General features: G+C 71.6%; 12 protein-coding genes. 7 read left to right on the forward strand and 5 right to left on the reverse strand.

What is annotated here, in order from left to right; translation table 11 throughout:
- Positions 1–417: 417 nt before the first annotated feature.
- Both O7627_RS27505 and O7627_RS27510 read right to left on the reverse strand, forming a co-directional pair.
- Positions 418–1,539, reverse strand: coding sequence for a M23 family metallopeptidase (locus O7627_RS27505; protein WP_278096361.1), 1,122 nt, complete (start codon positions 1,537–1,539; stop codon positions 418–420).
- A gap of 5 nt (positions 1,540–1,544) precedes the next feature.
- Entirely contained in the window at positions 1,545–2,090 is a 546-nt protein-coding gene (locus tag O7627_RS27510; RefSeq protein ID WP_278096362.1) for a hypothetical protein, read from the reverse strand.
- A 192-nt stretch (positions 2,091–2,282) separates the two neighbouring features.
- On the opposite strand from O7627_RS27510, the gene O7627_RS27515 reads away from it, so the two are divergent.
- From O7627_RS27515 to O7627_RS27545, 7 genes are all read left to right on the forward strand, one after another.
- The gene (locus O7627_RS27515) at positions 2,283–2,603 is read left to right on the forward strand and encodes a hypothetical protein (protein ID WP_278096363.1); all 321 of its coding nucleotides are present in this window, start codon (positions 2,283–2,285) and stop codon (positions 2,601–2,603) included.
- The gene (locus O7627_RS27520; RefSeq protein ID WP_278096364.1) at positions 2,600–3,376 is read left to right on the forward strand and encodes a hypothetical protein; all 777 of its coding nucleotides are present in this window, start codon (positions 2,600–2,602) and stop codon (positions 3,374–3,376) included. Before O7627_RS27515 ends, O7627_RS27520 begins: the two co-directional genes overlap by 4 nt.
- 2 nt (positions 3,377–3,378) lie before the next feature.
- Positions 3,379–4,662: a hypothetical protein gene (locus O7627_RS27525; protein WP_278096365.1), complete on the forward strand. Its 1,284-nt coding sequence runs from the start codon at positions 3,379–3,381 to the stop codon at positions 4,660–4,662.
- Positions 4,659–6,155, forward strand: coding sequence for an SCO6880 family protein (locus O7627_RS27530; protein WP_278096366.1), 1,497 nt, complete (start codon positions 4,659–4,661; stop codon positions 6,153–6,155). Before O7627_RS27525 ends, O7627_RS27530 begins: the two co-directional genes overlap by 4 nt.
- A 29-nt stretch (positions 6,156–6,184) precedes the next feature.
- Entirely contained in the window at positions 6,185–7,633 is a 1,449-nt protein-coding gene (locus O7627_RS27535) for a hypothetical protein (protein WP_278096367.1), read from the forward strand.
- Positions 7,630–9,456 carry a type IV secretory system conjugative DNA transfer family protein gene (locus tag O7627_RS27540; RefSeq protein ID WP_278096368.1) on the forward strand — a complete coding sequence of 609 codons (1,827 nt, stop codon included), beginning with the start codon at positions 7,630–7,632 and terminating at the stop codon, positions 9,454–9,456. Before O7627_RS27535 ends, O7627_RS27540 begins: the two co-directional genes overlap by 4 nt.
- 159 nt (positions 9,457–9,615) lie before the next feature.
- Positions 9,616–11,691: a toprim domain-containing protein gene (locus tag O7627_RS27545; protein WP_278096369.1), complete on the forward strand. Its 2,076-nt coding sequence runs from the start codon at positions 9,616–9,618 to the stop codon at positions 11,689–11,691.
- A gap of 89 nt (positions 11,692–11,780) precedes the next feature.
- On the opposite strand, the gene O7627_RS27550 is transcribed toward O7627_RS27545, so the two are convergent.
- Genes O7627_RS27550 through O7627_RS27560 form a run of 3 tightly spaced genes read right to left on the reverse strand, consistent with a single transcriptional unit; the run spans position 11,781 to position 13,619 of the window.
- Positions 11,781–12,101 (reverse strand): hypothetical protein, encoded by a 321-nt coding sequence (locus O7627_RS27550; protein ID WP_278096370.1) that lies wholly within the window; start codon positions 12,099–12,101, stop codon positions 11,781–11,783.
- Positions 12,094–12,675 carry a DUF4913 domain-containing protein gene (locus O7627_RS27555; protein ID WP_278096371.1) on the reverse strand — a complete coding sequence of 194 codons (582 nt, stop codon included), beginning with the start codon at positions 12,673–12,675 and terminating at the stop codon, positions 12,094–12,096. Before O7627_RS27555 ends, O7627_RS27550 begins: the two co-directional genes overlap by 8 nt.
- Positions 12,672–13,619 (reverse strand): hypothetical protein, encoded by a 948-nt coding sequence (locus tag O7627_RS27560; protein WP_278096372.1) that lies wholly within the window; start codon positions 13,617–13,619, stop codon positions 12,672–12,674. Before O7627_RS27560 ends, O7627_RS27555 begins: the two co-directional genes overlap by 4 nt.
- Positions 13,620–13,718 lie beyond the last annotated feature (99 nt).

Below are 13,718 nucleotides of genomic sequence, written 5' to 3' on the forward strand. Positions count from 1 at the left end.
CGGAAGAGGATCTGGTTGAGGTCAACCGCGTTTCATCGCATGATCACGCGCTGTAGGCCGATCGGCGGGTTACTCGGGTAGCCGGTCCGGGCGCCAAGGTCATCTACCGTAACGTTACGCGGTGGTGTCTCCTACTCGTTGACGTCGGGCTCGTCGCAGGCATCACGTTGCTGATAGTTCAACGCAGACGTGGTCGGCCCCAGACCGTCGAGGAGAAAGCGGCTGCCGCGCGGGCCGCCATGCGCTCCATCCGTCGTAGCTCGCCGCGCTCTGGTCGCGACATCTTCGAACGTGGCCGAGGCGTTCCTGACCGGCACTCCGGCGCCATCGCGGCAAACTCCACCTACGGCGACGCCGCAAACTTCAGTTCAGGCGGCGGCGGGGACAGACTGACTCACATCTCCAGTCAGGCTCCGGTCACCCGGGCTGATGCTCCTCGCGAAGGCTGACTCCCTGGGCATAGAAGAAGGGGACCGGATCGGTCGCGGTGGCTGAGTTCAGAGGTGGGGCGTTGCGGTGGAGCTCGAAATGGAGGTGTGGGCCGCTGGATCTGCCGGTTGAGCCGACCCAGGCGATGAGCTGGCCGGCTTGGACCTGGGCGCCGGGTCGGACGTTGAGACGGACCGCGTGGCAGTAGCGCGTGGCGATGCCGTTGCCGTGGTTGATGTTGATGCGTAGCCCACAGCCGGATAGTTCAGGGTTGCCGGGGCGGTTGCAGTATGGGCTGCTGCAGCCGGCGTCGAGGACCGTTCCGGCGGCGACGGCGTAGATGGGAGTGCTGGTCGGAGCAGCGAGGTCGACGCCGTCATGGGTCGGCCGGTTGGGCGGACGGAACCCGCTGACGAGCCGGTAGCTGCCGGCGGGCAACGGTAGCCGCCATGAACCCGTTCCGCCAGCGGAGAGCGTGTACGTCGAGATCCGGCTCCGGACCCGCTGCGGGTAGTCGTGGGCCAGGCCTGCTGCGGGTACGCCGCCGGCGTTCTCGATGCAGCCGCGGCCGCAGAAGTAGGCAGCCCATGCCAGATCGAGGGCGTCGCCGCGCAACCTGCCAGCGCGGACCGCCCGTCCTGCCCAGTCGACGTTGGCGCAGATCAGCCGGCCCATGGCGTAGATCGCGTCTTCCGGATCGTCCGGCCCGTCGCGGCGGTCGCGGTCGTAGTCGTCGCCCCAGGTTCGCCAGGTGCCGAGCTGGAACTGGGCGATACCGACGGCGTCGCCGCCGTGATCCGCTGGATTGTGTGCCACGGCGTCGAGCCGCCAACTGCTCTCCACGTCGAGCTGCGCGGCGATCATCGGTGAGATGACCTCGGGACAGATGCCGCCGGCGCGGACCACCCACGGCGCGAGGTGCCGGGCGTGCTCCGGGATCGCGTCGATGTTGAGCTGGCTCGACGAGCCGGGAACAGCGGCGAGATTGGCCGCCAGGCCCGAGCTGATGATGACGACCAGTGCGAGCGGCAGGGCGACCAGCGCGGCCAAAACGATGAAGATCGCGGGTACGACAGCGCTTCTGGCCCGAGGTTCGAGACGGTCAGCCATGACGGTCACTCGATGCTGTAGCCGCTGAGACGCCAGCCGTCCGCGACGAGACGCAGGGTGCAGTAGACGGTGTGGTGCGTCTCGGTGTCGCGCCAGCCGTCGCGGCCGACCGGCGAGGCGGAGACGAGCACGGCACGGTGGGTCTCCTGGTCGCCGTCGGGGCCAAGCGCGTCTCCGGCGTACGGATGGAGACGCACCTGCGTGCGGACCTGGTGTTGGGTCCACCGCTGCCACCGGGGACTCGGCCGGTGGGTGGAGACGTCGGCGACGGCCCCGGTGAGCGTCTCGTCGAGATAGGCGATCGCCCGCCGGTAGGCATCCGTGGGTCCGGCGTCGGTTGTCGTGTCGACGGTGTGCACCGTCTCGGCGAAGGCCCGGCAGACCGCGTCGGGATCGCGATAGTCGATCTTCTGGTCGGCAACCGGTCTCGGTGTCTCGACGACCCGAGGCCGCGACGAGACGGCCTGCATCGGCGACGAGGGCTCGCCGGTTGCGGCGAGCAGGACGCCACCTGCGGCGAGGAGCACGACGACCACGGCTGCGATGAGCATGGCCACTGGTCCGCGTTGGGCTGAGGTCATACGGGTCACGGTCGGGCCGGCTGGTTGGCGGCGGCGTTGCCGTAGCGCCCGTAGCGGGGGCGGCAACGGGTTCGGCACCGGTAGCGGTGCCGCCGGCCCGCGAGCGTCGCGTGCAGCGGCCACCCTCCCCGGGTGGCCGCGTCTTCCTGATTGGAGCGCGAGATGCTGGTCAAGCTGTTCGTCGCGGCGCAGGTGCTCGTCGCGCCCACGCCCGAACCTTCTTCCGGTGTGGTGGATCTGAATCCGCCGCCGGTCGTGCCGCCCGGCATGGACGAGGTGTCGACCACCTTCCTGAGCTGGGGCAAGTGGACGTTGATGGTGGCCGGGGTGCTCGGCTTCATGATCTGCGCCGGCATGATGATCATCGGCCGGCGGAACCGGTCGCAGACGGCGGTCGACGGGGCGGCGGGGGTGCCGTGGGTGCTCGCCGGTCTGGCGTTGACGACGCTGGCGGCGGGGATCGCCGGGGTGGTGCTGTCATGAAGGGCTACCGGGGTCGTCGGCGCGCGCCTCGCCGCCGCGGCGTGATCGTGCTGATCGTGGTCGTGGTGTGCGCCCTGCTGGTCGCAGCTCTGTTGGTGGCGAGGTCGGCGGGGCGCAGTTCCGGCGGGCCGGCGGACCGGGCGGGCACGGCGGTGGTCGTGGAGATCCCGCCACCGTCGGCCATGTCCGCGACCGCCACCGGGCCGGCTCGGGAACCGGTTGGCTGGCCGGCGGACCTGCGCTGGACCGCCGTCGCGGGTCTGCCGTTGCCGGTCTCGGCGACGGTCGGCCCGCGGGACCTCTCCGGTGGACGGGCACGGGGGTTCGCCATCGGGCAGGCCGGCGCGATGTTGGCCGTGGTGCACCTGGTCGTACGGACCAGCCCGCAGGTGGGTCCGGCCGTGTTCGGACCGACGCTGCGCGAGCAGGTCGTCGGACCGGACGCCGCCTCGTACGCCGAAGCGGTGCACGGGGACTACGAGGCGCAGCGGGAGCAACTCCTGCTGCCGCCCGGTGAACCGCTGGGCCGGATCTACGGCTCGATCACCGGGTTACGCGTCGACTCGTACTCCGATGATGCCGCGTCGTTGCGGCTGCTGATCGAGGCACCCGGCCGGGACGGCGGGATCGAACGGGCGGCGACGGTCGTGCAGGTCGCCTGGTCGGGCGGCGACTGGAAGCTGGTCGCGCCGCCACAGGGCGACTGGTCGACGGTGCGCGCTCCGGTACCCGCCGACCGGGTGGGCGACTACCCGCCGATACCGGGGAGGTAGTCGTGTGCGAGATCTGGGACCTGGGTTGTCCAGTTCGGGAACGAGCCGCCGAGGAGGTCGCCGACTCCGTGGTCGGCCGGCTCGCCGACATGATCGCCGACGCGCAATCGGCCCTCATCACGTCGACTATCACCTGGTGGCTGCAACTGCCGCCGGTCGACGTCGAAGCCGCGCCCGCCGTGCGGACGCTGCAGGAGTGGATGCTGCCGTTCGCCCTGGTGATCGCAGTCGGCGGCACGCTCTGGCAGTCCCTGATGCTGATCCTGAGCCGCCGGGGCGAGCCACTGATCGCCGTGGTCAAAGGGCTGTTCACCACCGTGATCTGGGGCGCGGTGAGCGTGACCGGCGTCCACCTGCTGCTGCAGGGCGGTGAGGCGTACACGGAGTGGGTGCTCACCCACGGCCTGGGCTGCGACCCGGGCCTCGGGCAGGACGCCGAGTGCAAGACCGACGCCCTGGCCGGGCGGATGCAGATAATGCTCGCACCCGCCGGTCCGAACCTCGCCAGCATCCTGATCGTCACCGTCGGGATGGTGGTGCTGGCCGCCACGGTGACGCAGGCGATCCTGCTGCTGTTCCGCAGCGGGGCCATCCTGATCCTCGCCGGGCTGTTACAGCTCGCCGCGAGCGGCACGTTCACGGCGGCCACATCGAACTGGCTCCGGCGGGTGCTCGGCTGGCTGCTGGCGCTGGTGTTCTACGAGCCGTTCGCGGCCACCTGTTACGCGGTCGGGTTCATGCTGATCGGCGACCGGGAGAACACCGACATCGCGACCTGGTTCACCGGGGTCGGGATGCTTGGGCTGTCGCTGGTGGCGTTGCCGGCGATGATGCGATTCTTCAACTGGACCGTGGGTTCCGTGCAGATCTCGGGCAACTCGGCGGGGATGGTCGCCGCTGCCGGCGCGGCCGGGATGCACGCGATCGCGTCCCGGCGCGGCGTGGGCGGGTTGGGCGCCATCGACTACGCCCGCGACCTGGACGCCCACCGACCGGCCGCTGCCGGGACCGGGTCGGGACCCGGGTCGGCCCGGTCGACGCCGCCGGTCTTCACCGGTCCCGTGCCGGCCCCGGCGACGGCCTCCAGCACATCCACCACTGCCGCCTCGACGGCGAGCACGACGGCGTCGACGTCAGCCGCCGCTGGCGCGGCCGCAAGCTCAGGAGCAGCGGCGGCAGGACCCGCCGGTGCGGTTGTCGCCGGCGCCGTGGTGGCCGGCAAGGTCGTCACCAGTTCCACCCGGTCCGCCGGTGGTGCCGCGACGCGGGCCACCGAGGGCGGGTGAACGCCGTGACGCCGAACGCGACGGCCGAGCCGCGCAGCTACGGAGGCTGGCGGCGGGCCCGTGGGATGGGGCTGATGGGGCTCGGCTTCGGCCAGACCATGGGCGTACTCGCCGCCGTCATCGCCGCACTGATCACCGTCACGGTGAACCTCAAGGCGCTCATCGTCGTCGGGCCGCTCTGCCTCGCGGTGGCCGCCGGGAACCTCGTACGGTGGGATGGGGTTTCCCTCGCGCAGGCGCTGCTGCGCTGGTCGCGGTGGACGGCCGGCGTCGGGCGCGGCCAGACCAGCTTTCGCGGCGGGGTGATGGCTGTCGGCGAGCACGCCTGGCAGCTTCCTGGGGTGCTCGCCCCGACCGTGTTGCTCGACGTCGAGGACGAGCGCGGCGAACGGTACGGGGTGGTGTGGCACCGCCGGATCGGAACGATGACCGTGACGCTGCGCTGCGCCGCCCAGTCGACCTGGCTGGCCGACCCGGACGCCGCGAACGCCTGGGTGGCCAACTGGGGTGGCTGGCTCGCCGGTCTCGGCCACGTACCGATCGTGCGTTGGGTGGCCGTCACGGTGGACACCGCCCCCGACTCGGGCCGCCGGTTGTCCGACTATGTGCACGGTCGGCTGGCGCCGGATGGGCCAGCTGCCGCCGTACGTGTGCTGGAACAGCTTGTGGCGACGGCGCCGCGCGCCGCCGCGGACGTCCAGACCACGGTGTCCATCACCTTCGACCCGGGGATGTCCGCGTCCCGACCGAGGACCATGCCGGACCGGCTCGCCGAGGTAGACCAGGCGCTGCCGGGGCTGCGCGATTCGCTCGCCGGCTGCGGCCTGACCGTCCTCGGCACCGCCAGCGCCACCCAGCTCGCCGGAATGGTCCGCGGCGCCTTCGACCCGGCGTCTCGCGCCGAGATCGGCCGCCTGCTCGACATCGCCACCGCCGGGGACCTGCTCGGCTGGGAGAACGCCGGCCCGGTCGCCGCCGACGAACATCGCGACCGGTACGAGCACGACGGCGCGGTCAGTGTGAGCTGGGCGTGGCACGAGGCGCCCCGGCAACCCGTCACCCACGACGTCCTGGCCCGGCTGCTCGCGCCCGGCCAGTTTCCGCGCCGGGTCAGCCTGCTCTACCGGCCGCTGACCGCCGGGCAGGCGGCTGCGGAGGTGGAGCGGCAGGTCAACGCGGCGCAGTTCCGGGCCGCGTACCGGCGGGCCCGCCGGCTCGACCCCACCGCTCGGGACGTCGCCGACCAGGAACAGGCGGTCGCGGCGGCCCGGGAGGAGGCGCTCGGCGCCGGCGTCGGACTGGTGAGCCTTTGGGTGACCAGCACCGTGCTCGACCCGGCCGACCTGGGTCGGGCCGTCGCCGACGTCGAGGCCCGCGCGGACACCTGCAAGATCCGGCTCCGCCGCCTCTGGGCCTCGCAGTCCACTGGGTTCGCCGTCACCCTCCCCGCTGGCATATGCCCGCCGGTGCTCGCCGGCCACTGGCCGCACTGACCGGTTCTTTTCCGAAGGAGTGCCCTCCCATGCGTATTTCCCCTGTAGACCCCCCTGGGCCGGTGCCGCCGGCGTGGGGCTGGCGCCACCGAGGCGCCGGCCGAGCCGTGCACGTCGCCGCCGGCGTCGAATACCAGGCCACCACCGCGCAGGCCGCCGGCCTGTACCCGTTCACCGCCGGCAGCGGCTCCCCGCTGCTCGGCGTGCCCATCGGGCGGCACCAGTTGTGGGGCGAGTCCGTGCTGCTCGACCCGTTCGAGTGGCTGACCGCCGGCCTGATCACCAACACCGGCATGTTCGTCCTCGGCCAACCCGGCGCCGGCAAATCGGCACTGGCCAAGCGCCTGGTCACCGGGATGACCGGCACCGGCGCCCAGGCCCTCATCCTCGGCGACACCAAACCCGACTACACCCCACTGGTACGGAGACTCGGCGGGCAGGTCATCCGGGTCGGCCGCGGTCTGGACCGGATCAACCCGCTCGACGCCGGCCCGCTCGGCGCCGCCCTGACCCGGATGAGCGGCCCCGACGCGGACCAGCTCCGACTGGAGGTACGCGGACGCCGGCTCACCCTGCTCGTCGCGTTGTGCACCCTGGTCCGCGACGGCGGCCGGGTCAGCAATGCCGAAGAGGTCATCCTCGGCCGGGCGGTCGACCTGCTCGCCGAACGGCAACCCACCGACCCGGTCATCCCCGACGTACTCGCCCTGCTCGAACAGGGCCCCGATCGGATACGGGCCGCCGCCCGCGCCACCGGCCAGGCCGACTACCGGCGCCGGGTCGACGACCTGGTCGCCACCCTGCGGCTGCTCTGCGACGGCACCCTCGCCGGAGTATTCGACGCCGCCACCTCCACCCCGATCGACCTGGCGGCACCAGCGGTCAGCGTCGACATCTCCCGGGTCGCCGCCGCCGGAGACCGCCTGGTAGCCGCCGCCATGCTCTCCACCTGGTCCTACGGGTACGCCGTCATCGACGCCGCCGCCGTGCTCGCCGAACACCGGCTCGCCCCCCGGCGCCGGTTCCTCGCCGTGATGGACGAACTCTGGCGAGCCCTACGCGGCGCACCCGGCCTGGTCGAACCGGCCGATGCGCTGACCCGGCTGTCCCGCAACCTCGGCGTCGCGCAGATCATGCTCACCCACAGCCTCGACGACCTGGAGGCCCTGGCCAGCGACGCCGACCGGGCCAAGGGCCGGGGCATGGCCGAACGGTGCGCCATCAAGGTCCTCGCCGCCCTGCCGGCCCGCGAACTCGACCGGGTCGGCCGGATCGTCCGCCTCACCGGACCCGAACGGGACATGGTCAGCTCCTGGGCCGCACCGGAAGCCCTGGTTCCCGCCGCCACCCACCCCGGACGGGGCCGCTACCTGATCAAGACCGGAGAACGCGCCGGTACGCCGGTCGCGCTGCACCTCGTCGGCGACGAGCACGCCCTCTACGACACCGACATGGCGGTCCGGGCGGGTGCCCGATGACCGGCCTCCACGGCCAGCGGCCGGTCCAGCCCGGCAGCGCCGCCGGCGGATACCCGCTCGCTCCCTGGCTGATCCTCACCGGCTTCGCCGGCGGCGGCGCCCTGCTGTGGCTCGCCTGGCTCGCCGGGCGCGTGGCCATCGTCCTGTCTGGAGACGACTGGGTCGGTCCCGGGTTCGGGTGGGAGTTCACCGGTGACCTGTTCCATCGGCGGTGGGAGCGGCTGTGGCCCGGGGTGCCGCCGGTGCGGGTCGGGGTGGTTTTCGTGCTGCTGCTCGCCGCTGTGGTCGTACCCGTGGGGTGGGGTTGGGTGTGGTGGCAGGCTCGCCGGCCCCGGGCCGACGACCCGCTGCCGTCGCTTGCCGACGCCCGCGACCTCGGCGAGCTCACCGGAGCTGCGGCGGTCCGCCGGGCCCAACGGCTGCGGCCCGGGCTCGCCGGCCTCGCCGCCGACGCAGTCCCGCCCACGGCGGTCGGCGTGGCCCTTGGGCGGCTCGTCACCAGGCACCGCCGACAGAGGCCGGTGCTCCGGTCGAGCTGGGAGGATGTCCTGCTCGCCATCATGGCGCCCCGGGCTGGCAAGACCACCGCGCTCGCCGTACCGCCGGTCCTGGACGCACCCGGCGCGGTACTGGCCACCTCGAATCGCTCCGATGTCTGGGCCACCACGAACCGGGCGCGGGCCCGAGTCGGCACCGTCTGGCTGTTCGACCCGCAGAACATCACCCGCCAACCCCAGCGGCTCTGGTGGGACCCGCTCGCCGGCATCAGCGGCGCCGAAGAGGCCGGACGCCTCGCCGACCACTTCATCCAGGAGATCCGCGGCACCGGATCGTCCGACCCGTTCTGGCCACTGGCCGCCGGTGATCTGCTCACCTGCCTCTTCCTCGCCGCCGCGGGCACCGGCGGAACGTTGGCCGACGTGCAGGCGTGGCTCACCGACGTCGCCAACCGCGAGCCCGTCACCCTGCTCCGGGCCGCCGGCTATCCCCAGGCCGCCCGGTCATTGGCCGGGCGGCAGGCCGGCGCCCCGGAAACCCGCGACGGCGTCTACGAGACCGCGCGCACCGCCGCCCGCTGCCTCGCCGACCCCGACATCATGGCGTGGGTAACCCCCAGCCCTGGCCTACCCGCCCTGCAGGCAGCGGCGCTGCCCGCCAGCCGGGACACCCTCTACCTGCTCAGCAAGGAAGGCTCCGGCGCCGCCGCGCCGCTCGTCGCCGCTCTCACCGACACCGTTTTCCGCGCCGGCGTCGCCCGGGCCGAAGCTGCCGGCGGCCGGATCGACCCGCCGCTGCTCGCCGTCCTCGACGAGGCCGCGAACATCTGCAAGATCTCCGACCTGCCGCAGCTCTACAGCCATCTCGGCGGCCGGGCCATCATCCCGATCACCATCATCCAGAACCTTGCCCAGGGCCAGGGCGTCTGGGGCGAACGCGGCATGGCCGCCCTCTGGTCGGCCGCCACCATCAAGCTCATCGGCGCCGGCCTCGACGACGCGCGCCACGCCGACGACATCTCCCGGCTCATCGGCGACCACGACGTCGCCACCACCTCGGTCAGCAGGGACGGCAACGGCCACCGCAGCTACTCCACCAGCCCGCACCGTCGCCGGATCCTGGAACCCGGCGACCTGCGCTCCCTCCCCCGAGGCCGGGCCATCCTGCTCGCGACCGGCGCTCGGGCCGCCATGATCGAGCTGATGCCGTGGTACGCCGGCCCGCACGCCGACACCATCACCGCCGACACCGCCGCCAGCGTCGACGCGATCACCCGGAACGCTCGTGCCACCTTCGACGGGGACATCTTCGGCGGTACGGCATGACCGAGTCCTGGGTGGAGGCTGTCTTTGCCGACCTGCAGCGCCAGATCGATGTCCTCACCGACCGGTTGGACGCGCTCCCTTGCGGCGGCTGCCCCGGGCATGCATGCGCCGCGACGCGGGCGGACCGTGATGGGCCGCATCCAGACCAGGACCGCGGCGATGGCTGACCGGCCGGTCCACGCCCCGTCGCCGGCGGTTGAACGGCTCTATGCCGCCAATGCCGAGGCTGCCCGGTACTACAGACGACGCATCGCCGCCTCACCTGCCGTTTTGCGGTACGCCCGCCAGCACGGCATCGCCAAAGTCCTTGCCGAGAACGAGCCGTGGGCGGTCGGCTACGCCCCGAGCCCGTGGACTGGCCTGGTCGACCACATCAGGGGTTGCGGCTTCACCGATCCGGAAATCCAGGGTGCTGGACTGGCATTCGTCCATCGCGCCACCGGCAACCTGCTCGACCGCTTCCGGGACCGGATCATGTTCCCCGTCACCGACCACCAGAACCGCGTCGTCGGCTTCACCGCCCGCGACCTCTCCGGCAACGCCCGAGCAAAATGGATCAACACCCCCGAGACTCCGATCTACCAGAAGAGCAAGCTGCTCTACGGCCTCGGTCAGCAGCTGGTCGGCCGGCTGCCCGGCGAGGGAACTCCCGATGTCGTCATCGTCGAAGGCGCAGCCGACGTCCTTGCCGTCCGACTGATGGCCAACGTGCGGGGTGCGCCCGCTGGGACATCGCCGCTGTACGCGGTGGCGCCCTGCGGCACCCACCTCACCAGCGGGCACCTCGACCTGCTTCACCAGGCACTGCCCGGCGCAAGACTCATCCTCGCCTTCGACAGCGACCCCGCCGGCGAACGAGCCCTCGACCGGACCTACCTTCTCACCAGACGATGGCCCGGTCAGGTCCTCGGCACCAGGCTGCCTGCCGGTCACGACCCGGCCAGCAGGCTCGCAACCGTCGGTCCCTTAGACGCACTCGGCGAGCTGCTCGCGGCAGCTCTGCCGCTGGCGCAGATCGCGATGAGCCACGTCCTACAGCGGCTGAAGGACTCCGGACACATCACCAACCCCACCGCGTACGCCGAGGACCGCGTCCTGGCCTTCCGCGCCGTTGTCGACTTCTTCGTCGACAATCCCGGGCTGCACCGGCAGCTCGCCGCCGACGCCGCCCGACTCCTCGGCCTCGGCGAGGCCGAGGTTGCTCGGGGAATCATGGACATCATCCTCGCCCGGTCCGAGGCCGACCTCCCTGCCGACGGCGGGTCGCCAGAGCATGCGTCCGAGCGGAAGCCTCGCCCACGGGGTGGTACTAGCCTGCTCTCCGCCGCACGCAACGGGTCCGACCAAGCCGGCGACACCCGTACCAGCGTCTTCGCTGGCGCATTCAGCAGAGGCCGCCAGGCGATCGCCACCACCGCCGCAGCGGATCGCCACGACGCCACCACCGGGGTCACGGCTTGGGCGCTTGCCGACGGCATCGGCGATCCGCCCGAAGCTTCCGCCGCAGCCACCATGGCATGTGAAAGCGCGGTCACCGCAGCTCTGGGAACCTCGGCCGCCGATGCCCTGACCGCCGCCCGCTCCGCGGTCAACGCCCACTACCAGGCCCACCCGCCGGACGACGCCGGCGACGCCTCGCTGCTCATCGTCATCGCACGACCGGACCCGACCGCCCGATACGGAGTCCACTACGAGATCGCCTGGACCGGCGACTGCCGCGCCTACACCGTCAACGGCCACGGCCTCCACCAGCTCACCACCGACCACACCACCGCGGCTCGCCGCCAGACGGAGGCCGGTCCATCGGCCAGGCCGGAAGGCATAGCCGACCGGATCCTCACCTCCAGCATTCGCACCGGCCCCATCGGAACCTGCTCTCTGCCCAACGGTCCGCTCCTGCTCTGCACAGCCACCGTCCACCGCCAGGTCGGCGAACGGCTCCTCGCGACCGAACTCGCCAGCATCACCGACGTCCTGACTAGCGTCCAACGGATCATCACCGCGGCCGCCAACCACCACAACGACGCCGAAACACGCCTTCTGCTGGTCCTTCCTCGCGACGCCCCTTCTGCACTCGTCAGCCCGGCTCTCGGCCGGCGCGCGAAGTCCAGAATGCCGGATTTAGCTCGGTCCTCTTACCCCCAATCTCCGACAGCGGCCCGGGCAAGGGCTCATGACGAAGGTGCTGCCGGTCTCCTCACAAGGAGCCCACTTCCAGTCAGATTCCGGCTTTAACGGCAGCCCGAGCCCGCAAACCGGCACTGCGGCCGGCCATAGCAACGACGCAGTGACGTCGCCAACGTCAATCGCCTGCCAGTCCACACCTACTCGTGGCGGCGTTCATCGAGAGCCACGACACGGTTGAGCAGGCCGATCAAATGTGCCAGATCGTGCCAGATGACAACCTGCTGTTCGATCCCGCCGTCCAGAAGTTGGCGCAGGCTGTCGAGGTCGTCGCTGAGTTGTCCGACCGTCAGCCCTGGTCGTCGCGCATCGTCGAACCGATACATGGCCTGACGGTCCAGCTCCCAGTAGTAGTCCGCATCGAGGTCAACCATCGCACCGTGGCGCCGTTCGACCTCGTCAAGAACGAGGCCGAGAGCCCGGCGAAGGTCCGCGATCGGAAGGCGGAGCACGTCACTCATCGCACAAGTGTGATCCAACCGGTCTCAGCGACTCGAACCTCGAACGGGAGACGAGGCGGCCGGACCGCCTGGCCCAGCCGCTGGCCATTTCTGGATCATGCAGTGCTCCCGATTGGACGTCAGCCCCCCACCAGCCGGCTGGGGCCGGGTCCGCTGTCGCAGCCGGGACGTCGGTGTGCCGGGCCGGGCGGTCCTGGTCGGCGGTACGGCATTGGCGCAGTGGTCCGTCGTTGCCGAGCAGTTCGGGTAGGTGACGGTCGAGCTCGACGGACCAGGCGGACATCCCGGTCGACTGTAACCGGGCAACCTCCCACGAACGCCACAGCAGCTCCAGACGCCAGATGGCGTCGGCGTGCCGCCACCACTGCGGGCACCAGTGCCACCGCTGCCCGTCGACCCGCCAGCTGAACATAGGCAGGAACAGCTCGTTCACCCACGCCTCCACCTCGGGGAACCGCAGTTGCGCCTCACGCTTCTCCGACGCCGGCAGGTCCTCGGTGCGCCCGCTGAGTTCGTCCGGCCCGCTACGAAGTTCGCCGAGCAGGTCTCGGTCGGCATCGGATACGCCGTTCACCTGGTCCTCCTCAACGTCGGTCGTGAGGTGGTCACTGGCATTGGGCCAGTCGCGGAAGGGCTGGTCAATGCTTGTCCGGCGGGGACGGGGAAGGATTCAGCCGCCGAGCGAGCGGCCGTACCCGGAGTGGTGGCCGTCGCGGTCGCGGGCCCGGCGTCCGACGCCCGACCACCAGCGGCTTCGGGCACCGAGCCGGGCGACCGCTCAATGGCGGTCGGATCACCCGCAGCCTCAGCAGCCTCGCGACCGGCCGCTGTGCGCTGTAGCAGTACGTCGACCTGGGCCAGGGCGTGCGGGGACCAGCCGGCGTCTGCCAGGTTGTGCCGCAGCCGGGCCGCTCCCACCGCGTCGAGCTCGCCGGCCAGTGCGACGACCTCCCGGGCGAGTTCCTCTCCCAGAACCGGCAACGCGCCCGCCGTGGGCGGCCGACCGCCGTGGGCGCGGGCGGTACCAGCTCCGCCGAACCAGACTCCGTTCACTGCGTCGGCCATCGCCTCGTGTCGGGCAGCCCCGCTATCGCGTCGCCGGTCGTAGAGGTCGGCCAAGCCGGGCCATCGACGCCGCAGCTCCGACTCCGCCGCCTCCAGCACGGCAGCCGCCGTCGGGTCGGTGTCGGCCTGCGCATCGGCGTGTCCCCAATGCGCGGCCAGGTCCACGAGGGTCAGCCCACTCACGTACTCCCGCAGCCGTTGCCTGTTGCCCGCGAACCGCGCCCACTGCCGTGCGCGACGGGTATCAGCCGCAGCCGCCCGTCGTCGCTCCCGCGCAGCGTTCCGGTCGGCGGCCGTCCGGTCCCGGACATCTTGCTCGGCCCGCTGCGCCCTGGCCCGGGCATTTTCCGCAACCAGCCGGGAACCGGCCTCGGCGAGCACACCCAACGCCATCAACCGCTCCAGCCCGCGCTGGGTCCCCTCGCCCCACGGATCATGATGATCGGCTTCCATACCCGCCACCGTGCACCTCGCCCGTTGCCGCCGGCGTTACCGCTAACCAGCCGGGGCGCGGGTCCGCCAACGTGACACATTCGTCGGGCGTCTGCGACA

Source organism: Solwaraspora sp. WMMD1047, from assembly GCF_029626155.1.
Taxonomy (GTDB): Bacteria; Actinomycetota; Actinomycetes; order Mycobacteriales; family Micromonosporaceae; genus WMMD1047.